The 25,876-nt window shown below is 58.0% G+C and carries 18 protein-coding genes and 1 pseudogene; 13 read left to right on the top strand and 6 right to left on the bottom strand.

What is annotated here, in order from left to right; all coding sequences use genetic code 11:
- Window positions 1-37: 37 nt before the first annotated feature.
- A complete protein-coding gene (locus MKleb_RS21915; protein WP_163586347.1) occupies window positions 38-1,435 on the top strand; it encodes an FAD/NAD(P)-binding protein in 1,398 nt (465 codons plus the stop codon).
- A 73-nt stretch (window positions 1,436-1,508) separates the two neighbouring features.
- The gene (locus MKleb_RS21910; protein ID WP_163586346.1) at window positions 1,509-2,915 is read left to right on the top strand and encodes an LLM class flavin-dependent oxidoreductase; all 1,407 of its coding nucleotides are present in this window, start codon (window positions 1,509-1,511) and stop codon (window positions 2,913-2,915) included.
- 165 nt (window positions 2,916-3,080) lie between these two features.
- Here the strand turns inward: MKleb_RS21910 and MKleb_RS21905 are convergent, their stop codons facing one another.
- From MKleb_RS21905 to queF, 5 genes and pseudogenes are all read right to left on the bottom strand, one after another.
- The gene (locus tag MKleb_RS21905; RefSeq protein ID WP_217076189.1) at window positions 3,081-4,022 is read right to left on the bottom strand and encodes an aliphatic sulfonate ABC transporter substrate-binding protein; all 942 of its coding nucleotides are present in this window, start codon (window positions 4,020-4,022) and stop codon (window positions 3,081-3,083) included.
- Window positions 4,023-4,170: 148 nt separating this feature from the next.
- A pseudogene (locus MKleb_RS21900) lies at window positions 4,171-5,538 on the bottom strand (L-serine ammonia-lyase).
- Window positions 5,539-5,588: 50 nt separating this feature from the next.
- Window positions 5,589-6,878, bottom strand: a complete 1,290-nt coding sequence (locus tag MKleb_RS21895; RefSeq protein WP_004124376.1) for an HAAAP family serine/threonine permease — start codon at window positions 6,876-6,878, stop codon at window positions 5,589-5,591.
- A 544-nt stretch (window positions 6,879-7,422) separates the two neighbouring features.
- Window positions 7,423-8,790 carry a nucleotide 5'-monophosphate nucleosidase PpnN gene (gene ppnN / locus MKleb_RS21890; RefSeq protein WP_004853652.1) on the bottom strand — a complete coding sequence of 456 codons (1,368 nt, stop codon included), beginning with the start codon at window positions 8,788-8,790 and terminating at the stop codon, window positions 7,423-7,425.
- A gap of 111 nt (window positions 8,791-8,901) precedes the next feature.
- Complete coding sequence (gene queF, locus MKleb_RS21885; protein WP_004853651.1) at window positions 8,902-9,747, bottom strand: NADPH-dependent 7-cyano-7-deazaguanine reductase QueF; 846 nt, start codon at window positions 9,745-9,747, stop codon at window positions 8,902-8,904.
- A 69-nt stretch (window positions 9,748-9,816) separates the two neighbouring features.
- Here queF and syd point away from each other — a divergent pair, with 69 nt between their 5' ends.
- The 8 genes from syd to MKleb_RS21845 all read left to right on the top strand — a co-directional run bounded on the left by syd (window position 9,817) and on the right by MKleb_RS21845 (window position 18,328).
- Window positions 9,817-10,374, top strand: a complete 558-nt coding sequence (syd, locus tag MKleb_RS21880; RefSeq protein WP_014226606.1) for a SecY-interacting protein — start codon at window positions 9,817-9,819, stop codon at window positions 10,372-10,374.
- A gap of 633 nt (window positions 10,375-11,007) precedes the next feature.
- Window positions 11,008-11,337: a YqcC family protein gene (locus tag MKleb_RS21875; protein ID WP_014226604.1), complete on the top strand. Its 330-nt coding sequence runs from the start codon at window positions 11,008-11,010 to the stop codon at window positions 11,335-11,337.
- Window positions 11,337-12,131 (top strand): tRNA pseudouridine(65) synthase TruC, encoded by a 795-nt coding sequence (truC, locus tag MKleb_RS21870; RefSeq protein WP_032720181.1) that lies wholly within the window; start codon window positions 11,337-11,339, stop codon window positions 12,129-12,131. The genes MKleb_RS21875 and truC overlap by 1 nt, the downstream gene beginning before the upstream one ends.
- Before the next feature lie 2 nt (window positions 12,132-12,133).
- Window positions 12,134-12,577, top strand: a complete 444-nt coding sequence (locus MKleb_RS21865; RefSeq protein WP_014226602.1) for a flavodoxin — start codon at window positions 12,134-12,136, stop codon at window positions 12,575-12,577.
- Between the two features lie 484 nt (window positions 12,578-13,061).
- Window positions 13,062-14,420: a galactarate/glucarate/glycerate transporter GudP gene (gene gudP, locus MKleb_RS21860; RefSeq protein ID WP_004124361.1), complete on the top strand. Its 1,359-nt coding sequence runs from the start codon at window positions 13,062-13,064 to the stop codon at window positions 14,418-14,420.
- Complete coding sequence (locus tag MKleb_RS21855; RefSeq protein WP_014226601.1) at window positions 14,417-15,757, top strand: enolase C-terminal domain-like protein; 1,341 nt, start codon at window positions 14,417-14,419, stop codon at window positions 15,755-15,757. The genes gudP and MKleb_RS21855 overlap by 4 nt, the downstream gene beginning before the upstream one ends.
- 19 nt (window positions 15,758-15,776) lie before the next feature.
- On the top strand, window positions 15,777-17,117 hold the full coding sequence (gudD, locus tag MKleb_RS21850) for a glucarate dehydratase (protein WP_014226600.1): 1,341 nt from the start codon (window positions 15,777-15,779) through the stop codon (window positions 17,115-17,117).
- Between the two features lie 71 nt (window positions 17,118-17,188).
- Window positions 17,189-18,328: a glycerate kinase gene (locus tag MKleb_RS21845; RefSeq protein WP_217076188.1), complete on the top strand. Its 1,140-nt coding sequence runs from the start codon at window positions 17,189-17,191 to the stop codon at window positions 18,326-18,328.
- A 49-nt stretch (window positions 18,329-18,377) separates the two neighbouring features.
- Here MKleb_RS21845 and barA read toward each other — a convergent pair whose 3' ends face one another.
- Complete coding sequence (gene barA / locus MKleb_RS21840; protein ID WP_217076187.1) at window positions 18,378-21,131, bottom strand: two-component sensor histidine kinase BarA; 2,754 nt, start codon at window positions 21,129-21,131, stop codon at window positions 18,378-18,380.
- A gap of 122 nt (window positions 21,132-21,253) precedes the next feature.
- Between barA and rlmD the strand changes: the two genes are divergently transcribed.
- The 3 genes from rlmD to mazG all read left to right on the top strand — a co-directional run bounded on the left by rlmD (window position 21,254) and on the right by mazG (window position 25,792).
- Window positions 21,254-22,597, top strand: a complete 1,344-nt coding sequence (rlmD, locus tag MKleb_RS21835; RefSeq protein ID WP_217076774.1) for a 23S rRNA (uracil(1939)-C(5))-methyltransferase RlmD — start codon at window positions 21,254-21,256, stop codon at window positions 22,595-22,597.
- A gap of 97 nt (window positions 22,598-22,694) precedes the next feature.
- Window positions 22,695-24,932 carry a GTP diphosphokinase gene (relA, locus tag MKleb_RS21830; protein ID WP_004853643.1) on the top strand — a complete coding sequence of 746 codons (2,238 nt, stop codon included), beginning with the start codon at window positions 22,695-22,697 and terminating at the stop codon, window positions 24,930-24,932.
- A 68-nt stretch (window positions 24,933-25,000) separates the two neighbouring features.
- The gene (mazG, locus tag MKleb_RS21825; RefSeq protein ID WP_025106429.1) at window positions 25,001-25,792 is read left to right on the top strand and encodes a nucleoside triphosphate pyrophosphohydrolase; all 792 of its coding nucleotides are present in this window, start codon (window positions 25,001-25,003) and stop codon (window positions 25,790-25,792) included.
- Window positions 25,793-25,876: the final 84 nt, after the last annotated feature.

Genomic DNA, 25,876 nt, shown 5'->3' with positions numbered 1-25,876 from the left:
GCGCGTATGTTACACCGATTTGTGAAGGCGGTGGGCTATGCAAACTGAACCGCACGTGGTGATTGTCGGCGGCGGATTTAGCGGTGCGGCGGTGGCTATTCATCTCCTGCGCCTGGCGCCGGTTGGCGTGCGGGTCACGCTGCTGGAGCCGCGCGAGGTGCCCGGCGCGGGCGTGGCCTACTCCACGACCGAACCGAGCCATCGGATTAACGTTCCTGCCGCGCGGATGCAGCTTGCCGGTGAAGAGGAGGGCGCGTTCGATCGCTGGTACCGCAGCCAGCCCGCCTTTGCGGATGACCCGCATGCCCTGCTGGCAGACGGCGCGGTCTATCCGCAGCGCGGTCAGTTTGGCCGCTATGTCGCCCAGCGTTTCGCCGAGGAGGCGCGCGCCAGCGGCGGGCGGCTGACGCATCTGCGCGAGCAGGCGCTGAGCGTTAATCATGGTGAAGTTGTCACCGACGGCGGGCGTCGGCTGCAGGCCGATCTGCTGGTGCTGGCCATCAGCCATCCGCCGCCGTCGCTGCCGTCGCTGGCGACGCCGTTCGCAACGCATCCGGCGCTCATCGCTAACCCCTGGCGAGCGGGCGCGCTGGCAACTATCGCCCCGGAAGCGAGCGTCGCGGTCATGGGCACTGGCCTGACGATGGCGGACACCGTCGCGACCCTGACGCGTCTGGGCCATCGGGGGCCGATCGCGGCATTTTCACGCCGCGGGCTGCTGTCCCGCAGCAACCTCAGCGGCAGTAGTGAACCCTGGCCTGGCGAATACGATCGCGGAACGCTGCGCCAGCGGCTGCGGCAAATTCGTCTGGATATCGAGCGCGCGGCGGAGCAGGGACAGGCCTGGCAGGTGGTGCTGGACGCGGTGCGTAATCAGGGGCAGAGCATCTGGCAGGGGCTGACGGTGGCCGATCGCCAGCGCTTCCTGCGTCATTTGCGCAGCTACTGGGACGTTCACCGCTACCGTATCGCTCCGCAGGTCGCCGGGGTCCTTGAGCAGCGCCAGCGCGACGGCAGCCTGCGGGTGCTGGCGGCCAGGCTGACGGCGCTGGAAGGCGACGCGCAAAAGCTGGCGCTAACCCTGGCGCCCCGGCGCGGTGAAACGCTGCGGGTGAGCGCTGACCACTTTATTTTAACCACCGGCCCGGCGCACGGCGGGTTGACCGACAGCCAGCCGCTGCTGCGTCAGCTGAGCCAGCGTGGGCTGATTCGCGCCGATGCGTTCGGCCTTGGCCTGGACGTCGATCGCCGCTCGCGGGCGATAGGCCGGGAAGGGCGGATTACGCCCAATCTGCTGGTTTCCGGACCCGCCGCGCGGGCGTATTTCGGAGAATTAATGGGGCTGCCGCAGGTGGCCGACCATGCCGCCGCCGTGGCCGACGAAGCGCTGCGGACCCTGGGCGTCAAACAATCCGCCCGATGTCCGGCGTTCTGAACGCCTTTTATCCCCTGATTCCTTTAATGATTATGCGCGCGTCCCGACAGCGGGGCGCGCCGTGGAGAGTGCTATGTCATCACAACGTGAAATTCGTCTGAACGCTTTTGATATGAACTGCGTCGGCCATCAGTCGCCGGGGCTGTGGGCCCATCCGCGCGACCGCTCCTGGCAGTATAAAGACCTCGAGTATTGGGTCGACCTGGCGCGTCTGCTGGAGCGGGGCAAGTTTGACGGGCTATTTATCGCCGATGTGCTGGGCGTCTATGACGTGCTGAACGGCAACGGCGATGCGGCGATCCGTCAGGCGGCGCAGGTGCCGGTCAACGATCCGCTGGCGCTGATTACGCCGATGGCGCTGGTGACGGAGCATCTGGGATTCGGCCTGACCGCTTCGCTCTCTTTTGAGCATCCCTATCCGTTCGCCCGCCGTCTTTCAACCCTCGACCATCTGACCAAGGGGCGAGTGGGCTGGAATATCGTGACCTCCTATCTTGAGAGCGGGGCGCGTAATATTGGCCAGAAAGCGCAGACCGACCACGACGCCCGCTACGACTACGCCGATGAATATCTGGAGGTGGTCTATAAGCTGCTGGAGGGGAGCTGGGAGGATGGCGCGGTGCTGCGCGACAGGGAACGTAAGATCTTCAGCGATCCGCGAAAAATTCACCCGATTAACCATCAGGGGAACTTCTTCTCGGTGCCGGGGATCCACCTCTGCGAGCCGTCGCCGCAGCGTACGCCGGTACTCTATCAGGCGGGAGCCTCCAGCCGCGGCAAGCAGTTCGCCGCCGGCCACGCGGAGTGCGTATTTGTCGGCGCGCCGTCGAAAGTGCTGCTGAAAAAGACGGTGGCGGATATTCGCCGTCGCGCCGAGGAGGCCGGGCGCGATCCGCGCAGCATCCTGATCTTCAATATGCAGACGGTCATCGTCGGCGAAACCGACCGTGAAGCTCAGTCTAAATGGCAGGAGTATAAACCGTACGTCAGCTACGAAGGGGCGCTGGCTCTGCTCTCCGGCTGGACCGGCATCGACCTTGGTCAGTATCAGCCGGATCAGGTACTGGAGTATCTGCATACCAACGCGATTCAGTCGATGGTAGAGGCGTTTTCTACCGCCGATCCGAACAGCCAGTGGACCGTGCAGAAGCTGGCGGACTGGGCGGGGATCGGCGGCTTCGGGCCGCTGGTGGTCGGCAGCCCGCAGACGGTCGCCGATGAGCTGCAGTCCTGGGTCGAAGAGACCGACGTCGATGGGTTTAACCTCGCCTATGCGGTGACCCACGAAACCTTCCGCGACGTGGTGGATTTGCTGGTTCCGGAGCTGCAAAAGCGCGGCGTGTTTAAGCAGGAGTATCGCGAGGGAACCCTGCGCGAGAAGCTGTTTGGCGCCGGCCCGCGGCTGGCTGCGCCGCATCCGGGCGCAGGCTATCGCTACGGCGCGCAGGTCGCGGTCGGAAGTGAAGAGAAGGTGAGTTAATTTTGCCGGTCCCTCTCTCCCCGAAGGGTGAGGGACTGAACTGTGGGGCGGGAGGTTTTCCCCGGAGGCGGCGCTTGACGCGCCTGTCCGGGCTACGGGTCCACCACCGTCTGCGGGCCGGTAGCCCGGATAAGGCGCCTGCGCCGCGGCCCGGGAAGGGAAGGCTTACTGCTTATCCAGCGACCAGGTCGCGCTGCGAACATCGACTTTCACCGGCAGCAGGCCGATACGGGTGAAGGTATCCGCCAGCGCCTGCTGTTCGTTATAGACCGCAGGCGTCATACGCTCGGCGCCATAAGGCAGACGCGCCAGCGTCTTCAGCCAGATAGCCTTATCCAGCCCGGTTGAGGTGGAGAGGATCCCGGCGGCATCGTCCTGATGACTGTTGGCCCATTCGCTCAGTTTACCCAGCTCATCCACCACCTGCTTTGCGGTATCCGGATAGGTGTCGGCAAATTTGCGGCTGGCCAGGTAGAAGGTGTAGTGCGGCACCAGCCCTTCGGCATTGCCAATCTGTCGCGCTTTGGCATTCGTTTCCACTTCGGCGAGGAACGGATCCCAGATAACCCAGGCGTCAATAGCGCCGCGCTGGAAGGCGGCGCGGGCGTCAGCAGGCGGCAGATAGACCGGCGTGATATCTGTATAGCTCAGCCCGGCTTTCTCCAGCGCGGTCACCAGCAGGTAGTTTACGTCGGAGCCTTTATTGAGCCCCACGCGCTTGCCCTTAAGATCGGCCACGCTCTTAATTGCCGAGTTTTCCGCCACCACGATGGCCTCGGTTTTTGGGTTCGCCGGGGAGTGGGCTAAGTAGACCAGATCCGCCTGCGCCGCCTGAGCAAAGGCCGGCGGCGCATCGCCGGTGGCGGCGAGGTCGATGCTGCCGACGTTCAGCCCTTCCAGCATCTGCGGCCCGGCGGGAAATTCAATCCAGCGGACGGCGATACCCTGCTTTTTGAAGCTTTCATCGAGGGTGCCGCGATATTTAAGCAGCGCGAAGATATTAGCTTTCTGATAACCGATATTCACGGTCTCCGGCGCTTTCGCCAGCGCGGATGCGGATAAGCCTGCAAGCAGTAGCAGCAGCGCCGGGCGGGATAATCTGAGCATGATTTGTTCTCCTTGAGCGGTTTTTCCGTAAGGTAACAAATCGTCTTTATAACTAATAAATAACTAAATTATCATTTATATAACATAAATGAAGGAGGAGGGTAGGGAAAGGAAGCCCGGTATGCCGCAGCATACCGGGAGAGGGGCGTTAATCGCAGGCGACAATCTTCATTGCCAGGCCGCCGCGCGAGGTTTCACGATATTTGGCGTTCATATCTTTGCCCGTTTCGTACATGGTCTCGATGACTTTATCGAGGCACACCCGCGGCTCGCTGGTGCGGCGCAGGGCCATACGCGCGGCGTTGACCGCCTTGACCGCCGCGATAGCGTTACGCTCGATTCACGGCACCTGCACCTGGCCGGCAACCGGATCGCAGGTGAGACCGAGGTTGTGCTCCATACCAATTTCCGCCGCGATGCATACCTGACCCGGACTGCCGCCAAGCAGTTCAGCCAGACCGGCCGCCGCCATTGAACAGGCTACGCCGACTTCACCCTGGCAGCCCACTTCGGCGCCGGAAATCGAGGCGTTCATCTTATAGAGCGAGCCAATGGCGCTGGTGACCAGCATATAGCGCGCCAGCGAGTTGGCGTTCACTTTGCGGATGAACTTGTCGTAGTAGGCCAGCACCGCAGGTACGATACCGCAGGCGCCGTTGGTCGGCGCGGTCACGACGCGTCCGCCGGCGGCGTTCTCTTCGTTAACCGCCAGGGCGAACATGTTAATCCAGTCAACGACCGCCATCGGGTCGCTGTTGGTGTTGTCCTGGCTTACCAGCATCCGGCGCAGCGCGGCGGCGCGACGCGGCACCCGCAGCTTGCCCGGCAGAACCCCCTCGGTGGTGATGCCGCGCTCAATTCCGCTGCTCATCACTTCCCAGACCGCGGCAAAATGCTGCTCCAGCGCTTCTTTACTGTGTAGCGCCAGCTCGTTTTGCATCATCAGCCCGGAGAGCGATAGCCCGCTTTCGCGGCAGTGGCGCTGCAGATCGGCGGCGTTTTTATACGGATAAGGTACGGCGACCGGCGCTTCGCGGGTCACGCCGAAATGGTCTTCATCGACGATAAACCCGCCGCCTATGGAGTAATACGTCTGGCTGTAGAGAACCTTCTCGCCGCCGAGGGCGGTAATACGCATGCCGTTCTCATGCCGCGACAGGTTGTCGGCGTGGAAATTCATGCACCGATCGACCGGGAACGCCACTTCCTGCTGGCCGTTTGCCAGCATCAGGCGGCCATGGGTGTTGACGTCCTGGATAAAGCCGGGAATCGCGTCGATGTCGACGGTATCCGGCAGGTTGCCCGCCAGGCCCATAATAATCGCGATATCGGTATGGTGGCCTTTTCCCGTCAGGGAAAGGGAGCCGTAGACATCGACGACGACTTTGGTTACCTCGGAAAGCAGCCCGCGCTCAATAAGATCGTCCGTGAATTGTTTGCCCGCTTTCATCGGTCCAACGGTGTGGGAGCTGGAAGGGCCAATGCCGATTTTAAAAATATCGAATACGCTGATCATGATGCATCCAGTGCTGTCGGGAGCGCCGCCGTCAGGCGGCGCGGGGGATATTAACTAAACAGAGAGTAGAAAATCGCGGAGATAGCAATCAGGCCCATAATCACCACGAACACGTTGCTGACGTGGCCGCTGTATTTACGCATCGCCGGGACTTTCTGAATCGCGTACATCGGCATCAGGAACAGAATCATCGCGATAATCGGGCCGCCCAGGGTTTCGATCATCCCAAGGATGCTGGGGTTCAGCGTCGCCACAATCCAGGTGGTGACCAGCATGAACAGGGCGGTGATTTTGTTCAGTTTATTGATTTCGATGGACTTGCCTTTACCGCGCAGGGATTTAATCACCATGCCGTTAAAGCCTTCGCGAGCGCCCAGGTAGTGGCCAAGGAAGGATTTAGTGATGGCGATCATCGCAATGATTGGCGCCATCCAGGCGATGATCGGCGCGTTAAAGTGGTTCGCCAGGTAAGACAGAATCGAGATGTTCTGATCTTTCGCCGCCGCCAGATCCGCCGGGGAGAGGCTCAGTACGCAGCTGAAGACGAAGAACATGACGGTCAGCACCATCATGATGTGCGCGCGGGCCAGAATGCTGGAACATTTTTTCTCTGCGCCCTGGCCGTACTCTTCGCGTTTCGCGACGGCGAAGGAGGAGATGATCGGCGAGTGGTTAAAAGAAAACACCATCACCGGAATCGCCAGCCACAGGGTCATCCACAGGCCGTTGCCGGTCGCGGTCGCGCTGCTCAGGGAGAGGGTTTCCAGCGCCGCGCCGTTCCACTGCGGGATCAGATAAAAGGCCAGAATCATCAGCGCGACCACGAACGGGAACACCAGCACGCTCATCGCTTTCACAATCATCTGCTCGCCGAAGCGCACGATGGTCATCATGCCGACAATCAGAATCAGGGAAAGAATGGCGCGAGGCGGCGGCGTTATGTGCAGCTGGTGCAGCATAAAGCTTTCCACGGTGTTGGTGATCGCCACGCTGTAGACCAGCAGAATCGGGTAGATGGCGAAGAAGTAGAGCAGGGTAATCAGCTTACCTGCGCCAACGCCGAAATGCTCTTCGACCACTTCAGTGATGTCTTCGCCCGGATTCTTACCGGACAGCACGAAACGGGTCATCCCGCGGTGGGCGAAGAAGGTCATCGGGAAGGCCAGAATCGCCATGATGATCAGCGGGATCATACCGCCGACGCCGGCGTTGATCGGTAGAAACAGGACGCCCGCGCCGATAGCCGTGCCGTACAGGCCCAGCATCCACATGGTGTCCGTCTTACGCCAACCGCTACGGGTAGCATCCGAAACGATGGTGCTGGTTTGAGTGGTTTCCATCTGTATCTCCTGGAGGAAGCAACAAAATCTATTGAATAAAAAAGACCAAATAATATGAAATTCGTTTGTTTACGGTTTTTTAGGCATTTTCTCCGTAACAATTGGTGCGGGAAGATACATTTATATGGTGAATGCATCAGTGATCGCGATCTCAAATGCAATAATCCACTTTAAATGTAAGCAATTTTAGTCCAACAGCCTGTTTCTGGTGATCAGCCAGAGATTTGTGGCGCGGAGGCTATCATTTTCAGCATATGAGAGAATAGTGGCGCGACGTAATAACGAGGTTTTTACTGTAAAAATGCGAAGTTCTCGACGTTTTTACGTTAAAAGGCGTTTTTCCTGGTGATATTTATTGCAGTTTTTGGAAACGCAAACGATTGGCTTTTGTAAAGGCGATGCTAAAAATTCATAAAAGGAATGATTTATCTGGAAAGCATACGGGCGAATGGAGAAGCGAAAAAGCGGAGAAAGAGTGCCGCCCGGGCGGGGAGAAATAGCCCGGGGGCGTAAGCCGCCGCCCGGGAGAAGAGCAGAAGAGAACTCAGGAACAGATTTCGTAGCAGGGGATGTAAGCGGTGCCGCCCGGCAGCTTCATACGATGCTGCGCCACAAAGCCCTGCAGCAGATCGTCCATGCGGCGCATCATTGCCGGGTCGCCGTGAATCTTATACGGGCCGAATTTCTCGATAGCCTGGATACCCACCTCTTTAACGTTACCGGCGACGATACCGGAGAAGGCGCGGCGGAGATCCGCTGCCAGCACTTCCACCGGCTGGTCCGGATAGAGTTTAAGGTTGGCCATATTCTCATGGGTCGGATCGAACGGCATCTGCAGGTCCGGCGCAATGCGCATCGACCAGTTGAAGCTGTAGGCGTCGCCGGTCTCGCGGCGATTCTCTTTCACCATCGGCATCGCTTTTTTCATCTGCCGGGCCACTTCCGCGGCGTCGTCAACGATAATGCGATAGTGACGACGGGCGGCTTCACCCAGCGTATGGACGATAAACTCATCCAGCACGCGGAAATAATCGGCGCTCTCTTTTGGCCCGGTGAGAATCAGCGGCAGAACCTGCGACTTGTTCGACGGGTGCATCAAAATGCCCAGCAGATAGAGCAGCTCTTCCGCCGTGCCCACGCCGCCCGGGAAGATGATGATGCCGTGGGCGATGCGCACGAACGCCTCCAGACGTTTTTCGATATCCGGCATGATGATCAGTTCGTTCACCAGCGGGTTCGGCGGCTCGGCGGCGATAATCGACGGCTCGGTCATACCGATAAAGCGGCTGTCTCTGTAACGCTGCTGCGCGTGGCCGACGGCGGCGCCTTTCATCGGCGCTTCCATCGCGCCCGGCCCACAGCCGGTACAGATATTCAGTTCGCGCAGGCCCAGTTGAGTGCCGACGCGGCGGGCGTACAGATATTCGTTTTCGTTAATCGAGTGGCCGCCCCAGCAGACAATCATGTTTGGCGCTTCGCCGACGTGCAGGGCGCGGGCGTTACGCAAAATGGAGAAAACCAGGTTGGTGATATGTACCGAGCTTTCAAGATCGAGATTCGGGAAGCGAACGGTATTGTGGATTTGGCCGTAGACGAACAGAATATCGCGCAGTACGGCAAACAGGTTGGCCTGCAGGGAACGGATAATACGCCCGTCAACGAAAGCGTCTTCCGGCGGGTTGATCAGTTCCAGCTTCACGCCGCGTTCGCGACGCAGCACGTTAATATCGAAGTTTTCAAAACGAGACAGAAGCTCCTTGCTGTTATCGGTCAGGCTCCCCGAGTTGAGCACAGCAAGCGAGCAGTTGCGAAAGAGTTGATACAGGTCACTGCTGGCGGTGCGTTTAAGCATATCCACTTCCAGCTGCGACAGCATATCCATTGAACCAAGCGGGCTAACATGTGTAATCAAGTGAACTCCTTACAGGACGATTATCGTCTTCCTGTGATTACAATAGCCCTGCTGATGGCGTTTTCACAACCTTGCGCGCGGGTTAACGCGCGCAAATTGTGAAAATGTTTACTATTGACGGGCGAGGCGACCGGTGGCCGGCACAAAATCGGTATTGCTGCGCCACGGGTTGATATCGAGACCGCCTCGTCGCGTGTAGCGCGCATAAACGGAAAGGGCTTCCGGCTGGCAGAAACGCTGAATGTCATTGAAGATGCGCTCTACGCACTGCTCGTGGAACTCGTTGTGGTGGCGGAATGACACCAGATAGCGCAGCAGCTTTTCGCGATCGATTTTCGCCCCGCGATACTGGATTTGCACCGACCCCCAGTCTGGCTGGTGGGTAATCAGGCAGTTGGATTTCAGCAGATGGCTGACCAGGGTCTCTTCGACCACTTTGCCGGCCGCGGCGTCCTGCAGATAATCGGCGCTGAACTGGTAATTATCGATTTCAATATCCTGGTCGTCGATGCAGGTGCCGTGCAGATGAGCGACCGGCTGGCCTTCGAGCTCATCGAGGCGATACAGCGCTACCTTCACTTCTCCTTGCGCACAGGCGCTGAGATCGCGCGCCAGCGTCGCCTCGACCGCCTGCCAGTCGGCAAAGCGCGTCTGGTTGAAGCTGTTGAGATAGAGCTTAAAGCTTTTTGATTCCACCAGGTTTACGGTGGTATCGCTGAGCTCCACGTGGCCCACGGCGACCTGCGGCAGGCCTTTGGCGTTCAGCCAGGAGAGCTCATACAGCGTCCAGATATCGGCACCGTGAAACGGCAGGTTATCGGCGTGCAGATCCAGCGGGTCGCGGTTCAGGCTGCGCGGGACGCCCTGAAGCAGGCTTGCGTCGTAGGTATCGCGGTAATCGGTTGATTTTCCGAGCGTCAGGCCAGCCAGCGCCTGATGATTATCGTAAGAAGACATGTTTCACCATAGTTAAAGCGGTTACACTATATGCCAAGTGTATCCTGTCTAACGTGAAGAGAGAAACCGGTGGACCAGCAAACCGCAGAAGCGCTACAAGCATTTACCCAACGTTATTGTGAGGCGTGGCAGCAGCAGCGCTCCAGCCTGCCGCGCAGCGAAGAGCTTTACGGTATCCCGTCGCCGTGCGTCAACGGCACGGATGATGACGGCGTTTTCTGGCAGCCGCAGCCGTTTTCATTAGCACAAAATATTGACGCGGTTGAACGGGCGCTGGAGATTGTGGTACAACAACCGCTTCATGCTTATTATACCACTCAGTTTGCCGGCGATATGCAGGCGCGTTTTGCCGATGAAACTGCCGATGAAACCATGACGCTGCTGCAAACCTGGAGCCCGGATGATTTCCAGCGGGTGCAGGAGAATCTGATTGGTCATCTGCTGGTGCAAAAGCGTTTGAAGCTGTCGCCCACGCTGTTTATCGCCACGCTGGACAGCGAACTGGAGGTCATTTCGGTCTGTAATATGAGCGGTGAAGTGATCAAAGAGACCCTCGGCACCCGAAAACGGACGACCCTTTCTCCCTCGCTTGCGAGTTTCCTTAATTCCCTTAAGCCAGTTCTGTAATCCACAGTACCCAAACTTTTGTGAGAGATCTCTTACAAGACCTGTAAGAGATCGTCATCATTTAAGCCGATCCTTCAGGGGGCGTATTTTAAGAAATATAATATTTTTCAAGTGATTAATGATTTTCTCATTAAGGATACTGACGATTAATCTTAAGATATTGTCTTAACAAGGGTTGTAAGACAGGGCGGAATCAGGGATTCTATACACATCGACAGGGAGTTGATAAACGAAGTGAACATCAGGATGATGACGCTTCTGCAGGACCCGCCGGGATGGCGTTGCAAGGACAGGCTTCAGGATGAAGCACAGGATAACGCAGGATTGCGTAAAAGGACACCTCCAGGAAGGAGAACGAGAGCCGAGCGGGACGTTCGGTGGATCAGGAAGATCAGGACAGACTTAAGGATGAGTTATTTCGCATCGGGGTGGTGTGAAAGCAGGATGCAACTGTTTATGGATGAACATGGTCAGGAGACCTCAGGAAAAGTTTTCAAGGACGAGCAGGGAGCACCAATGTAGCTGGATTGCTGCAAAACGAACCGGGAGCACTGTTTTATACAGTGCTCCCTTTTTTTATTTCTCGTCTGAATTTGCTATTCTGCGCCGGTTTTTAACTCACCGAGGTTTCCCATGACTCTTGACCATCGCGTGCGCGAGCGCCTGCTCGCCATTGAAGCGCTGCTGCGCGAAACGGAACACTGGCAGGATAGTGCCCCCGATAGCCGCGCGTTTGCCAGCGAACAGCCGTTTTGCCTCGACACCATGGAGCCGCTTGAATGGCTGCAGTGGGTATTGATTCCGCGTATGCACCAGCTTCTGGAAAGCGGAACGCCGCTGCCGCAGAACTTCGCCGTTGCGCCCTATTATGAGATGGCTCTGGATAATGCTCACCCCGTGCGCGAGCGGGTGCTGGCCGAACTGGTCCTGCTGGATGCGCTGTTTGCCGGCGGCGAAGCCTGATGCTGGAGATTTTATATCAGGACCAGTGGCTGGTCGCGGTGAACAAGCCATCGGGCTGGCTGGTGCACCGCAGCTGGCTGGATCGTGATGAAAAAGTGGTGGTGATGCAGACCGTGCGTGACCAGATAGGCCAGCACGTGTTCACCGCCCATCGCCTCGACAGGCCGACGTCCGGCGTGCTGCTGATGGGGCTGTCGAGCGAAGCGGGAAGATTGCTGTCGCAGCAGTTCGAGCAGCATCAAATGCAGAAACGCTATCATGCGATCGCTCGCGGCTGGCTGAGCGACGAAGCGGTGCTTGATTACCCGCTGGTTGAGGAATTGGATAAAATCGCCGATAAGTTTGCCCGCGAAAATAAAGACCCGCAGCCGGCGGTGACGCATTATCGCGGCCTGGCGACGGTAGAGATGCCGGTGGCGACCGGCCGTTACCCCACGACCCGCTATAGCCTGGTGGAGCTTGAACCGAAAACCGGACGTAAACACCAGCTACGTCGCCATCTTGCCCATCTTCGCCATCCGATTATCGGCGATAGCAAACACGGCGATTTGCGGCAGAATCGCAGCGCGGCGGCGCACTTTGGCTGCGATCGGCTGATGCTGCACGCCAGCCAGCTCTCGTTAACGCATCCCTTTACCGGCGAACCGTTGGTTATTCGCGCCGGTCTTGACGACGTCTGGATGCGCGCGCTGTCGCAGTTTGGCTGGCGCGGCCTTCTCCCGCTAAATGAAAGGGTTGAGTTTGCCGACGACTGCGGTCAGGATGAAGAGATACAGGTCAATTCAGGGAGATAGTCATGGCAGAAGTCGGAATTTTTGTCGGCACGATGTATGGAAATTCGCTCCTGGTCGCCGAAGAGGCGCAGGCTATTTTGAGCGGGCTGGGGCATCAGGCGAAAGTCTTTGAGGATCCCGAGGTCAAAGACTGGGAGTCGTATAGCGGTAGATATGTGCTGGTGGTGACATCGACCACCGGACAGGGCGATTTACCGGACAGTATCGTGCCCTTGTACGAAGGCATCAAAGATATGTATCAGCCGCATTTACGCTATGGGATTATCGCCCTGGGCGATAGCACCTACGCTAACTTCTGCGGCGGCGGCTTAAAGTTTGATGCGTTATTGCAGGAACAGGGCGGCACGCGCGTTGGCGAGATGCTGATGATTGACGCCAGCGAAGATCCGGAACCCGAAAGCGTCTCTAACCCATGGGTAACGCAGTGGGCGTCGCTGCTCGATTAAAAAGTTTCGCCCTCTCCCTACACTAGAGGGCGCTCCTTTTTTACTGATGTTCAATGCCAGAGCCAGATTAACGGTCAAAAAGATCGTACCAATTCTCCACGTGGCTGGCTTCGGGCATTTGCCTTAAAACCTGTGTAATGCCAGGGCCTTTACCGGGCTATTTCACGGGGTCAAGAGAGTTGATTCACACTCCTGCCTTTTGCACCGCCGTTTCCGCCTCTGAACGCGCGCGGTTTTTCATTTCCGTGAACCATCCCCCATCTCATTAGGCATACGCCATAAATCACATTTACTCAGCCGGTGAAAGCTGTGTATTTGCACGGTGAGCCCGCCAGCCCCTCTTTTTATACTTTCCCTGCCAGTTCCCAATGCAGTGCCAGATATAACGAAAACAATGAAAAACACTAACACGTCATTCTGAGTACCCTACAGGTTGTGCTGTTCAGAATGAACGTAGCTAACGCTATGATTCAGGAGTGCAACAATGAGTTCATTAAGTCAGGCGGCGAGCGGCGCTGAAAAGCGCACCAATGCTCGCTACTGGATAGTGGTGATGCTGTTTATCGTCACATCCTTCAACTACGGCGACCGCGCCACCTTATCCATTGCCGGATCGGAGATGGCCAAAGATATTGGTCTTGACGCCGTTGGCATGGGGTATGTTTTCTCCGCGTTTTCATGGGCCTATGTGATCGGCCAAATCCCGGGCGGTTGGCTGCTTGACCGTTTCGGTTCAAAACGCGTCTACTTCTGGTCCATTTTTATCTGGTCCATGTTTACCCTGCTGCAGGGCTTCGTCGATATCTTCAGCGGCTTCGGCATTATCGTCGCGCTGTTTACCCTGCGTTTCCTTGTCGGCCTGGCCGAAGCGCCATCTTTCCCCGGAAACAGCCGTATCGTCGCGGCGTGGTTCCCGGCGCAGGAGAGGGGCACCGCGGTGGCTATCTTTAACTCCGCGCAATACTTTGCCACCGTTATTTTTGCGCCAATCATGGGTTGGCTGACCCATGAGGTGGGCTGGTCGCACGTGTTCTTCTTTATGGGCGGACTCGGGATTATCATCAGCTTTGTCTGGCTGAAGGTCATTCATGAACCCAACCAGCATCCGGGCGTGAACCAAAAAGAGCTCGATTACATCGCCGCTGGCGGCGCGCTGATCAACATGGATCAGGCGGCGGCCAAAGCTAAGGTGCCGTTTAGCGTAAAATGGGGGCAAATTAAGCAGCTGCTGGGCTCCCGCATGATGATTGGCGTCTATATCGGACAGTACTGCATTAACGCTTTAACCTATTTCTTTATCACCTGGTTCCCGGTTTATCTGGTGCAGGCGCGCGGCATGTCCATTCTGAAAGCCGGTTTTGTCGCTTCGGTGCCGGCTATCTGCGGCTTCGCGGGCGGCGTGCTCGGCGGGATTATTTCCGACTGGCTGATGCGTCGTACCGGCTCGCTGAACATCGCGCGTAAAACGCCGATCGTGATGGGGATGCTGCTGTCGATGGTGATGGTGTTCTGTAACTACGTCAACGTGGAGTGGATGATCATCGGCTTTATGGCGCTGGCCTTCTTCGGTAAAGGCATCGGCGCGCTGGGCTGGGCGGTCATGGCTGATACGGCACCGAAAGAGATCAGCGGGCTGAGCGGCGGTCTGTTCAACATGTTCGGCAATATCTCCGGCATCGTGACGCCAATTGCGATTGGCTACATCGTTGGCACCACCGGTTCGTTTAACGGCGCGCTGATTTATGTGGGCGTCCATGCGCTGGTGGCGGTGCTGAGCTATCTGGTTCTGGTCGGCGATATTAAGCGTATTGAACTGAAACCTGTGGCAGGACAATCATCATGACAACGCAATCGAGCCCCGTTATCACGGACATGAAGGTTATCCCGGTTGCCGGGCAGGACAGTATGCTGCTCAATATCGGCGGTGCCCATAACGCGTACTTTACCCGTAATATCGTGGTGTTGACCGACAGCGCCGGCAATACCGGCGTCGGCGAAGCGCCCGGCGGCGAGGTGATTTATCAGACGCTGGTGGAGGCGATCCCGATGGTTTTGGGGCAGGAAATCGCCCGCCTGAATAAAGTGGTTCAGCAGGTGCATAAAGGCAACCAGGCCGCGGATTTTGACACCTTTGGTAAAGGCGCCTGGACGTTCGAACTGCGGGTGAACGCGGTGGCGGCGCTGGAGGCTGCGCTGCTGGATCTGTTGGGCAAGGCGCTCAACGTGCCGGTTTGCGAACTGCTGGGGCCGGGCAAGCAGCGCGATGCGGTGACCGTGCTGGGCTACCTGTTCTACGTGGGCGATCGTACGAAGACCGATCTGCCCTATCTGGAAAGCACGCCGGGCAGCCACGCGTGGTATCGCCTGCGTCATCAGGAAGCGCTGAACAGCGAGGCGGTGGTGCGGCTGGCGGAAGCCGCGCAGGATCGCTACGGCTTTAAAGATTTCAAACTCAAGGGCGGCGTGCTGCCCGGCGAGCAGGAGATCGAAACCGCCCGCGCGCTGAAGAAGCGTTTCCCGGATGCGCGCATTACGGTCGACCCTAACGGCGCCTGGCTGCTGGATGAAGCCATCGCCCTGTGCAAAGGGCTGAACGATGTGCTGACCTACGCCGAAGACCCCTGCGGCGCCGAGCAGGGCTTTTCCGGCCGCGAAGTGATGGCGGAATTCCGCCGCGCCACCGGTTTGCCGGTGGCAACTAACATGATCGCCACCAACTGGCGCGAAATGGGCCATGCGGTGATGCTGAACGCCGTGGATATTCCGCTGGCCGATCCGCACTTCTGGACCCTGTCCGGCGCGGTGCGCGTGGCGCAGCTGTGCGATGACTGGGGCCTGACCTGGGGCTGTCATTCCAATAACCACTTTGATATTTCACTGGCCATGTTCACCCACGTCGGCGCGGCGGCGCCGGGTAACCCCACGGCCATCGATACCCACTGGATTTGGCAGGAGGGAGATTGCCGCCTGACCAAAAATCCGCTGGAGATTAAGCACGGAAAAATTGCTGTTCCGGACGCGCCAGGACTTGGCGTTGAGCTGGACTGGGAGCAGGTACAGAAAGCGCATGAGGCGTATAAAAAGCTGCCCGGCGGCGCGCGTAATGACGCAGGCCCAATGCAGTACCTGATCCCCGGATGGACTTTTGACCGTAAACGCCCCGTTTTCGGCCGTCACTGATTTGAATAAGGACTAAATTATGAGCGCACAATTTTCGACCCCCGTTGTTTCTTCTATGCAGGTCATTCCGGTCGCGGGCCACGACAGCATGCTGATGAACCTGAGCGGCGCGCACGCCCCGTTCTTCACGCGCAATATCGTGGTGATCAAAGATAATTCCGGCCATACCGGCGTCGGTGAAATCCCCGGCGGAGAGAAAATCCGCACCACCCTGGAGGACGCGATCCCGCTGGTGGTCGGTAAGACGCTGGGTGAATACAAAAACGTGTTGACCGCCGTGCGCAATACTTTCGCCGACCGCGACGCCGGTGGACGCGGTTTGCAGACCTTCGATCTGCGTACCACAATTCACGTAGTGACCGGGATCGAAGCGGCGATGCTTGACCTGCTGGGCCAGCATCTGGGCGTGAACGTGGCGTCTCTGCTGGGCGATGGCCAACAGCGCAGCGAAGTGGAAATGCTCGGCTACCTGTTCTTCGTCGGTAACCGTAAAGCCACGCCGCTGCCGTATCAGAGCCAGCCCGATGACAAATGCGACTGGTATCGCCTGCGTCATGATGAAGCGATGACCCCGGATGCGGTGGTGCGCCTGGCGGAAGCGGCGTATGAGAAATATGGCTTTAATGACTTTAAACTGAAAGGCGGCGTACTGGCCGGGGAAGAGGAAGCGGAGTCCATCGTTGCGCTGGCGAAGCGCTTCCCGCAGGCGCGCGTGACCCTCGATCCGAACGGCGCGTGGTCGCTGGATGAAGCGATCAAAATTGGCAAATACCTGAAAGGCTCTCTGGCCTATGCGGAAGATCCGTGCGGCGCAGAACAGGGCTTCTCCGGACGCGAAGTGATGGCGGAGTTCCGCCGCGCCACCGGCCTGCCGACGGCGACCAATATGATCGCGACCGACTGGCGTCAGATGGGCCACACGCTGTCGCTGCAGTCCGTCGATATCCCGCTGGCGGATCCGCACTTCTGGACCATGCAGGGTTCCGTCCGCGTGGCGCAGATGTGCCACGAGTTTGGCCTGACCTGGGGCTCGCACTCTAACAACCACTTTGATATCTCGCTGGCGATGTTTACCCACGTGGCAGCGGCAGCGCCGGGTAAAATTACCGCCATCGACACCCACTGGATCTGGCAGGAGGGTAACCAGCGTCTGACCAAAGAGCCCTTTGAAATTAAAGGCGGGATGGTACAGGTACCGGCGAAACCGGGTCTGGGCGTGGAGCTCGATATGGATCGGGTGATGAAAGCCCATGAGCTGTACCAGAAACACGGCCTGGGCGCGCGCGATGACGCGATGGGCATGCAGTATTTGATCCCGAACTGGACGTTTGATAACAAGCGTCCGTGCATGGTGCGCTAAAGAAATACCGGTCCCTTCGGGGACCGGTTTCCTGCACGGCGTCGGGTAATCGTTCATTTTAAGGACAGCATATGAAGATAGTGATCGCACCGGATTCATACAAGGAGAGCCTGAGTGCGCTGGATGTCGCAACCGCGATAGAACAAGGTTTTCGGGAAATTTACGCCGATGCGGAGTACGTTAAGCTGCCGGTTGCCGGCGGTGGCGAAGGAACCGTTGAAGCCATGGTTGCCGCGACCCAGGGATGCCGGATTGCGGTCACCGTCACCGGTCCGCTCGGTGAACCCGTGGAGGCCTTTTATGGCCTGTCGGGCGACAGGCAGTGCGCGTTTATTGAAATGGCGGCGGCAAGCGGCCTGGAGAGCGTACCGCCGGCGCGGCGAAATCCTTTGCTGACCACTTCATGGGGGACCGGCGAGCTGATTCGCCATGCGCTGGATGCCGGAGTGAGCCAAATTATTATCGGCATCGGCGGCAGCGCGACGAACGACGGCGGCGCCGGGATGGTACAGGCGCTGGGGGCGAAACTGCTGACCAAAGATAACCAGCAGATTGCCGCCGGCGGACGCGCGCTGGAGAGCCTCGCGCGCATCGACGTTAGCGAACTTGATAAACGCCTGGCCGGCTGTCGTATTGACGTCGCTTGCGATGTTACCAACCCGCTGACGGGACCACAGGGCGCGACGGCGGTATTTGGGCCGCAGAAAGGGGCGACGGCAGAGATGATCCCCTGCCTGGACAACGCGCTGGCCCATTTTGCCGATATTATCCATCGCGATTTAGAACTTGATGTGCTGCATCTTGAAGGCGGCGGCGCGGCGGGGGGAATGGGCGCGGGCCTGTACGCCTTTTGCGGTGCAAAGCTGCGGCCGGGCATTGAGATTGTGACCGACGCCCTCCATCTTGCCGATATCGTGGCGGATGCGGACCTGGTGATCACCGGCGAAGGGCGTATCGATAGCCAGACGGTTCACGGCAAAGTGCCGGTTGGCGTGGCGAGGGTGGCAAAACGCTACAACCTGCCGGTCATCGGCATTGCCGGGAGCCTGACGGCTGACGTCGGCGTCGTGCATCAGCACGGCCTGGATGCGGTATTCAGCGTGATTTATTCAGTTTGCACCCTGGAGCAAGCACTGGAAAATGCCGCCGAAAACGTGCGTATGACGGCGAGAAACGTCGCCGCCGTGCTGAAAATGGGCCGGCTATTATAGGTTTTTCCCCGGTCGCGAAGCGCAGACCGGGGCTCGCGTTTTACATCCTCTAAATCCCCAACAGCTTACAGGCTTCGCGCGCGACGTTGTCCATTTCATCCAGCAGCTCCAGAAACTCCGGCTCCATCTCCTCGGCGGCGGTGCCCGCGCGTAGCTGGCTCTCAAGGGTGTGACACAGTTTTTTCAGCCGCGGCACGCCGCTATAGCTACAGCTGCCGTGAAGCTTATGAATGAGATCCAGCACGCCTTCCGGCTGCTCTCCCACCAGCTGTTCTTCTACCTTATTACGCACCTCCGGCATAAAGGCGAGCAGCATCTGCAGCATTTCCCGCGCCAGATCCGGTTTCATCGCCGCCTGACGCAGCGCCAGCTGCCAGTCGAGGGTGATGTCATGGTTAACGGGCGGCTCAACAGGCTCCGCGGTGACCTGCGGCGGTAGCGTCTTTCCCGGCTGGTAGCGCAGCAGCAGGCTGTAGAGCTTATCCTCCTCAATGGGTTTCGCCAGATAGTCGTTCATCCCCGCGCTGAGTAATTTCTCTCGCTGCCCTTCCAGGGCGTGGGCGGTCACGGCGATCACCGGCGTTTGCTGCTGATGAGGGAGCTGGTGAATCAGTTCGCAGGCGCGGATCCCATCCATCTCCGGCATCTGAATATCCATCAGAATCAGATCCTGCTGCGTTTCTCTGGCCCGCTCGACGGCGTGCTGGCCGCTGTCGCAGAGGATAACGTGCTGGACTAAATCCTCCAGCAGGGCGCCGATAAGCTTGAGATTCGCCGGATTGTCATCAACGGCCATGACCGTCATCGGAAGCTTCTTACTATCGGAACGCGGCGGCAGAACCGTCGGCTGCGTCTGGCAGGAGGCCGTCAGCGCCGGCAGTAAGCGCGTTGAGGTCAGTGGCTTAAGCAAACAGGCGGCAATGCCGTCCTGGCGCAGCGTTTCGGCGCTGACCTGGGCGTGGCACGGCAGGGCCAGCACCAGATGATCGGCAAGCTTGCTGGCTCTTTCCAGCTTATCGCGATGCTGGCTCAGGTCGCGTATTGATACGGGAATGCCGGCCAGCAGGATATCGTAGTGAGCATCCGGTAGGGCGGTCATCGTCGGACTGTAAACCACCTCCAGCGGCGTTGTCGCCAGTAGCTCCATCGTACACTGCGCCGCCGCCGCGTTGGCCTCGATATAGGCCAGCTTTTTACCCGCCAGGCAGTGGGTTGGCACGCTGTCGGGAACCGCGTTGGGGTTGAGGTCGAGGCTGATATGGAACCAGAACGTCGAACCGCGATTAGGCTGGCTATGGAAGGAGATATCGCCGCCCATCTCTTTCACCAGCCGCTGGGTGATGACCAGCCCAAGTCCGGTTCCGCCGTGGCGACGGGAGATGCTGGCGTCGGCCTGGCGGAACGCCTGGAACAGACGCGACTGATCGCGTTCAGGAATTCCGATACCGGTATCGTGGATCTGGACTTCGATTTGTACCCTTGAGTTGCTGATGGCGCGCTGTTCCACCAGCACGTCGATATTGCCGTGTTCGGTAAACTTGATGGCGTTGCCCATCAGATTGGTAATAATTTGCTGCAGGCGCAGCGGGTCGCCAATGACGTTATCCGGCACATCGTTTTTGATATTCAGCGTCAGCTCCAGCCCCTTATCGTGCGCCGAGTGCGCCAGCAGCGTGACCACCTCGTCCAGCGAAGTGCGCAGCAGGAACGGAATACTCTCCAGAATAAGCTTCCCGGCTTCGAGCTTAGAGAAGTCCAGAACATCGTTAATGATGGCCAGCAGATTATTCGCGGAACGCTCAATGGTCGTCAGGTGATCGCGCTGGGTGGTGTTTAAGTCGGTCTTCAGCGTCAGGCGGGTAAAGCCAATGACGCCGTTGAGCGGCGTGCGCAGTTCATGGGACATGTTGGCGAGGAATTCGGATTTGATTCGCGCCGCTTCCTGCGCGCGTTTTTTCGCCAGGTCCAGCTCGACGTTCTGGATTTCCATCTGTTCAAGCGTTTCCCGCAGATCCGATGTCGCCTGATCGACGTTATGCTGCATCTCTTCGTGGTAGGCCGCCAGCGACATAGCCATGGAGTTGATACCGTTTTTCAGCATATCCAGCTCGCCGAGCATAAAGCCTTCGACGCGGCTATCAAGCTGGCCCCGGCGGATGCGGTCAACGGTGTTCACCATATTGCGGATCGGCCCGGTCACGTCGCGCATCAGACGCCAGCCGAAGATCAGCGCAATACCGATACAGAACAGCATCATCACGCTGGAGATAAAGATCTCTTTGTACTGCTGTAGCCGCACCGATTTGAGATCCATCTCAAGCGCCACGTAGCCCAGCATATTGTCCGGCATCTTGGCATCGCTTCCCGGTGATTCATCCGGTGAATAGCTTTCCGAGATAATAGGGGTACGCAAAATCATCAAATCGCCGTGGCGCACCACGCTCAGGCGGCGGGGAAAGGGTTCCCCTTTTGGCAGCTGAAGTTCGCCGGGATCGAGCTGAAAGTTAGAGGTGACAAACAGCCTGTTTTGCGAGTCGTAGATGGAAATGGCGCGCACAATATCGGAGTGGCGGCGGTGCAGCACGCTGATGAGCTGCCCGATTGACTCGCGGTTTTGCAAATTCATGCCATATTCACTGGAGACCGCCAGCGGTTCGATAATACTGGCGCCAGCATCCTCCAACTGGCGCTGTAGGTCGGTATAGCGGTGTGCGACGAAGAAAATACTGAGCAGCAGACCGATCAGAACGGTAGGCGCCAGAATAAGAATCATCATGCGGGCACGAAGGCTGTAGTTGGTCATGCGGTTCCATTATGGGAGAATATACACATCATCTTTCAGGAGGCTGGTGCGTTGTTACTCTGGCTCATCCTGACCGAACTCTTATTCAGAGTCAGTATATTTAATTGAGACAAATCTCTACGATGGCGCAATTCTACTCTGCAAAACGGCGTGTGACGACGCGCCAGATCATAACCGTTACAGTAAATGACCTTGACCCCTTCGGCCAGGGCGTTGCGCGTCATCAGGGTAAGGCGCTGTTTATCAGCGGTTTATTGCCACAGGAGCAGGCTGACGTTGTTGTGGTCGAAGATAATAAACAGTACGCCCGCGCCCAGGTTAAACGCCGTCTTAGCGATAGCCCGCAGCGGCAGGCGCCGCGCTGCCCGCATTTTGGCATCTGCGGCGGGTGCCAGCAGCAGCACGCCAGCATTGAGCTGCAGCAGCAGAGCAAACGCGCCGCGCTCGCGAGGCTGATGAAGCGCGACGTTGATGACATTATAGCCGCTTCGCCGTGGGGCTATCGCCGCCGGGCGCGTCTGAGCTTGAATTATCAGCCAAAGTCCCAACAATTACAGATGGGCTTCCGCAAGGCTAACGCCAGCGAGATCGTCGATGTGGTGCAGTGCCCCGTTTTGGTGCCCACTCTTGGTGCGTTATTGCCTGCGGTACGTGAATGTCTTAGCGAATTGAAATCGGTGCGTCAGCTTGGCCACGTTGAGCTGGTGCAGGCGGATAACGGCCCGCTGATGGTATTGCGCCATACGGCGGCGCTTCCCGCGGCAGATAAAGAAAAGCTGGAACGTTTTTCGCAATCTCACGGTCTTTCCCTGTACCTCGCCCCGCAAAGCGAGATACTGGAACATATTCGCGGGGAAGCCCCCTGGTATACCTCGGACGGTCTACGCTTAGTGTTCAGTCCGCGCGATTTTATCCAGGTGAACGATGGCGTAAACCAGCTGATGGTGCGTACGGCGCTGGAATGGCTGGATATCCAGCCTCAGGATCGCGTGCTGGACCTCTTTTGCGGCATGGGCAACTTTACCCTGCCGCTGGCGAAGCGTGCGGCGCAGGTGGTTGGCGTTGAAGGGGTTCCCGCGCTGGTGGCGAAGGGCCAGGAGAACGCGGCGTTGAACGGGTTGCATAATGTGACTTTCTTCCATGAGAACCTGGAAGAGGACGTCACCCGCCAGGCGTGGGCGAAGCACGGTTTTGATAAGGTCTTGCTCGACCCGGCGCGCGCCGGCGCGGCGGGCGTTATGTTACATATTATAAAATTAGCGCCGCGTCGGGTGGTGTATGTTTCATGTAACCCGGCGACCCTGGCGCGCGATAGCGACGTTTTATTGCAGGCGGGATATACCATTCAACGCCTGGCGATGCTCGATATGTTCCCGCATACCGGACATCTGGAATCAATGGTGTTGTTTGAGCACAAGAATCATTCAAATCGCAGTGAAGCGGCATCCTCAGAAGCAGGTGACTGAGATAAAAGACGAACGCCAGCGTTGACGCGGTTTGAAGGATGAAGTGTAAAAGTTGAGGCTTGCCGACTTCGGCAGGCGGTCCCTTAAGGAGAGGACAATGGTTGCGGTAAGAAGTGCACATTTAAATAAAGCTGGTGAATTTGACCCGAAGAAATGGATCGCGAGTCTGGGAATTTCCAGCCAGCAGTCGTGTGAACGCTTAGCCGAAACCTGGGATTATTGTCGAGAGAAAACGCAGGGGCATCCGCAGGCCGATCTCCTGCTATGGCGCGGCGTGGAGATGGTGGAAATTCTCTCCATGTTGAGCATGGATATCGATACGCTGCGCGCGGCGATGCTTTTCCCGCTGGCGGACGGCAACGTCGTCAGCGAAGAGATCATGCAGGAGAGCGTCGGGAAATCGGTCGTCACCCTGATCCACGGCGTGCGGGACATGGCCGCGATACGCCAGCTTAAAGCCACCCATACGGATTCGGTCTCCTCTGAACAGGTGGACAACATTCGCCGCATGCTGCTGGCGATGGTCGATGACTTCCGCTGCGTGGTGATTAAAATCGCCGAGCGCATCGCCCATCTGCGTGAAGTGAAAGATGCGCCGGAAGATGAGCGCGTACTGGCGGCAAAAGAGTGTACCAATATTTACGCGCCGCTGGCCAACCGCCTGGGGATCGGCCAGCTGAAGTGGGAGCTTGAAGATTACTGCTTCCGCTATCTGCATCCGGCGGAATATAAGCGAATCGCTAAGCTGTTACACGAGCGGCGCATCGATCGTGAACATTATATTGATGAATTCGTCAGCCATTTACGCACGGAAATGAAAACCGAGGGCGTCAAGGCTGAGGTCTACGGGCGTCCCAAGCATATCTACAGCATCTGGCGCAAAATGCAGAAAAAACATCTCGCCTTCGACGAGCTGTTTGACGTGCGGGCGGTGCGTATTGTCGCCGAGCGCCTGCAGGACTGCTATGCCGCGCTGGGGATCGTGCATACTCATTACCGCCATCTGCCGGATGAGTTCGATGATTACGTCGCCAATCCCAAGCCTAATGGCTACCAGTCAATTCATACCGTCGTGCTTGGCCCCGGCGGAAAAACCATTGAAATTCAGATCCGTACCCGCCAGATGCATGAAGATGCCGAGCTGGGCGTGGCCGCGCACTGGAAGTATAAAGAGGGCGCCAGCGCAGCGGCCAGCGGCGGGCGCGGCTATGAGGATCGCATTGCCTGGCTGCGTAAACTGATCGCCTGGCAGGAAGAGATGGCTGATTCCGGCGAGATGCTGGATGAGGTGCGTAGCCAGGTCTTTGATGATCGGGTTTATGTCTTTACGCCGAAGGGCGACGTGGTGGATTTGCCTTCGGGTTCGACGCCGCTCGATTTTGCCTACCATATACACAGCGATGTCGGCCACCGCTGCATCGGGGCGAAAATCGGCGGGCGTATTGTGCCGTTCACCTATCAGCTGCAGATGGGCGACCAGATTGAAATCATCACCCAGAAGCAGCCCAACCCCAGCCGCGACTGGCTGAACCCGAACCTTGGCTACGTCACCACCAGCCGCGGGCGTTCCAAAATTCACGCCTGGTTCCGCAAGCAGGATCGCGACAAGAATATTCTTGCCGGGCGACAGATCCTTGATGATGAGCTCGAGCATCTCGGCATCAGCCTGAAGGACGCGGAAAAGCATCTGCTGCCGCGCTACAACTTTAACGAGCAGGACGAACTGCTGGCGGCGATTGGCGGGGGCGATATTCGCCTCAACCAGATGGTTAATTTCCTGCAGGCGCAGTTTAATAAACCCAGCGCGGCGGAGCAGGATGCGGCGGCGTTAAAGCAGCTGCAGCAGAAAACCCACGCTCCGCAGAATCGCAGCAAAGACAATGGTCGCGTGGTGGTGGAGGGCGTCGGCAATCTGATGCACCACATTGCGCGCTGCTGCCAGCCGATTCCCGGCGACGAGATCGTGGGCTTTATCACCCAGGGCCGCGGGATCTCGGTGCACCGCGCGGATTGCGATCAGCTCGCGGAGCTACAGTCTCATGCTCCCGAGCGCATCGTTGACGCGGTGTGGGGAGAGAGCTACTCGGCGGGCTACTCGCTGGTGGTGCGCGTCCAGGCCAACGATCGTAGCGGCCTGCTGCGCGACATCACCACCATTCTCGCCAATGAGAAGGTCAACGTTCTGGGCGTTGCCAGCCGCAGCGATACTAAACAGCAGATGGCGACGATCGATATGACCATTGAGATCTACAACCTGCAGGTGCTGGGGCGCGTACTGGCGAAGCTGAATCAGGTTCCTGACGTCATCGACGCCCGTCGTCTGCACGGCGGATAAACTCCCACGCTTATGTCAGCCGGGTCAGGCGCTACCGCCACCCGGCATTTTTTTATCAGGACAGACTTATGACTCAAATCGAACGCCTGCTCGGCATTATGCGGCGTCTGCGCGATCCGGAAAACGGCTGCCCGTGGGACAAAGAGCAGACCTTTGCCACCATCGCGCCGTATACCCTTGAAGAAACCTATGAAGTGCTCGACGCTATCGCCCGCGAAGATTTTGACGATCTGCGCGGTGAGCTGGGCGACCTGTTGTTCCAGGTCGTCTTCTACGCTCAGATGGCGCAGGAAGAGGGGCGCTTTGATTTTAACGATATCTGCGCCGCCATCAGCGACAAGCTGGAGCGCCGTCATCCGCATATTTTCGGCGAGGCGAGCGCCGGTAGCAGCAGCGAAGTGCTGGCCCGCTGGGAGCAGATCAAAAGCGCTGAGCGAGCGGAAAAGTCCCAGCACTCCGCGCTGGACGACATCCCGCATAGCCTTCCGGCGCTGATGCGCGCGCATAAAATCCAGAAACGCTGCTCGGCGGTAGGCTTTGACTGGACCTCTCTGGGGCCGGTGCTGGATAAAGTGCACGAAGAAATAGATGAAGTGATGCACGAAGCGCAGCAGGCCGTGGTGGATGAAGCTAAACTGGAGGAGGAAGTGGGCGACCTGCTGTTTGCGACGGTCAATTTATCCCGCCATTTAGGGGTAAAAGCCGAAGTTGCGCTGCAAAAAGCCAACCTGAAGTTTGAACGCAGGTTCCGCGAAGTTGAGCGGATTGTCGCCGCGCGCGGCCTGGAAATGACCGGCGTTGACCTCAATACCATGGAGCGGGTGTGGCAGGAAGTAAAACGCCAGGAAACTGATCTCTAAAGAGTTTTCGTGATCAAGCGCTATTTGTGTGATTTTTTAAATAACAAGCGCTTGATTTACGTCAAAAACATTTCGCCAAAAGCG

It is taken from the genome of Klebsiella sp. PL-2018, from assembly GCF_019048985.1.
Classification (GTDB): domain Bacteria; phylum Pseudomonadota; class Gammaproteobacteria; order Enterobacterales; family Enterobacteriaceae; genus Klebsiella; species Klebsiella michiganensis.
This window is presented reverse-complemented; position numbering and strand designations above follow the sequence as displayed.

Coding starts and splice junctions, on each gene's coding strand:
- MKleb_RS21915 (WP_163586347.1), top strand. CDS start 38: ATGCAAACTGAACCGCACGTGGTGATTGTCGGCGGCGGATTTAGCGGT.
- MKleb_RS21910 (WP_163586346.1), top strand. CDS start 1,509: ATGTCATCACAACGTGAAATTCGTCTGAACGCTTTTGATATGAACTGC.
- MKleb_RS21905 (WP_217076189.1), bottom strand. CDS start 4,022: ATGCTCAGATTATCCCGCCCGGCGCTGCTGCTACTGCTTGCAGGCTTA.
- MKleb_RS21895 (WP_004124376.1), bottom strand. CDS start 6,878: ATGGAAACCACTCAAACCAGCACCATCGTTTCGGATGCTACCCGTAGC.
- queF (WP_004853651.1), bottom strand. CDS start 9,747: ATGTCTTCTTACGATAATCATCAGGCGCTGGCTGGCCTGACGCTCGGA.
- MKleb_RS21875 (WP_014226604.1), top strand. CDS start 11,008: ATGACTCTTGACCATCGCGTGCGCGAGCGCCTGCTCGCCATTGAAGCG.
- truC (WP_032720181.1), top strand. CDS start 11,337: ATGCTGGAGATTTTATATCAGGACCAGTGGCTGGTCGCGGTGAACAAG.
- MKleb_RS21865 (WP_014226602.1), top strand. CDS start 12,134: ATGGCAGAAGTCGGAATTTTTGTCGGCACGATGTATGGAAATTCGCTC.
- gudP (WP_004124361.1), top strand. CDS start 13,062: ATGAGTTCATTAAGTCAGGCGGCGAGCGGCGCTGAAAAGCGCACCAAT.
- MKleb_RS21855 (WP_014226601.1), top strand. CDS start 14,417: ATGACAACGCAATCGAGCCCCGTTATCACGGACATGAAGGTTATCCCG.
- gudD (WP_014226600.1), top strand. CDS start 15,777: ATGAGCGCACAATTTTCGACCCCCGTTGTTTCTTCTATGCAGGTCATT.
- MKleb_RS21845 (WP_217076188.1), top strand. CDS start 17,189: ATGAAGATAGTGATCGCACCGGATTCATACAAGGAGAGCCTGAGTGCG.
- barA (WP_217076187.1), bottom strand. CDS start 21,131: ATGACCAACTACAGCCTTCGTGCCCGCATGATGATTCTTATTCTGGCG.
- rlmD (WP_217076774.1), top strand. CDS start 21,254: ATGGCGCAATTCTACTCTGCAAAACGGCGTGTGACGACGCGCCAGATC.
- relA (WP_004853643.1), top strand. CDS start 22,695: ATGGTTGCGGTAAGAAGTGCACATTTAAATAAAGCTGGTGAATTTGAC.
- mazG (WP_025106429.1), top strand. CDS start 25,001: ATGACTCAAATCGAACGCCTGCTCGGCATTATGCGGCGTCTGCGCGAT.